This is a genomic window from Pseudoalteromonas sp. NEC-BIFX-2020_015 (assembly GCF_012952265.1).
GTDB classification, from domain to species: domain Bacteria; phylum Pseudomonadota; class Gammaproteobacteria; order Enterobacterales; family Alteromonadaceae; genus Pseudoalteromonas; species Pseudoalteromonas neustonica.
Genome location: NZ_JABCJL010000103.1, coordinates 1 through 501, shown reverse-complemented (window position 1 = coordinate 501; position 501 = coordinate 1). Strand labels below are relative to the sequence as shown.

The following is a 501-nucleotide window of genomic DNA, read 5'->3' as shown; positions in this document are numbered from 1 at the left end:
GAGGGCAAGCAACCAAAACAACTATTACGCTTTGCAGGCATGCCACGTCAAATCATGCCAAAAGGGTTACCATTTGAGCTTAAATCGTACCTTGAACTGGTTGAATTAACAGGGCGTTGTATAAGAGAAGGCAAACGCGGGTATATTGAAAGCACACATTTACCTTTACTAGAAAGAGTCAATATCTCCCCAGAAAATTGGTTAAAACTAACCACGCAATTTACGCGCGTATTTCATGGTGCAGTAGGCAGGGCATCTTCACAAGAGAGTTACTGTGAACACTTGAACAAAAAACGGCGTAGCAACGTCAGCAACTGCGAAAAGCTGCTGGCATAAAGTTAAAGGTCCTCAATAAAAAATTCATATTGCAATTATGCAGTCATTTTCATGCGCGTAATTTAGGCTTAAGAGTACTATTAACTCATTTAATGGATGGAATGAAAGCAACCTAGAAATAAAAGATAAATTATTAGCCTAAAAAGTAAATTTAAAGGAGCAGCA

General features: G+C 38.5%; 1 protein-coding gene. It reads left to right on the top strand.

The genetic code is table 11. The annotated features are described in order from the left end of the window. A partial coding sequence (locus tag HH219_RS21755; RefSeq protein WP_169328618.1) for a hypothetical protein occupies positions 1–336 on the top strand: 336 nt, incomplete at its 5' end. Positions 337–501 lie beyond the last annotated feature (165 nt).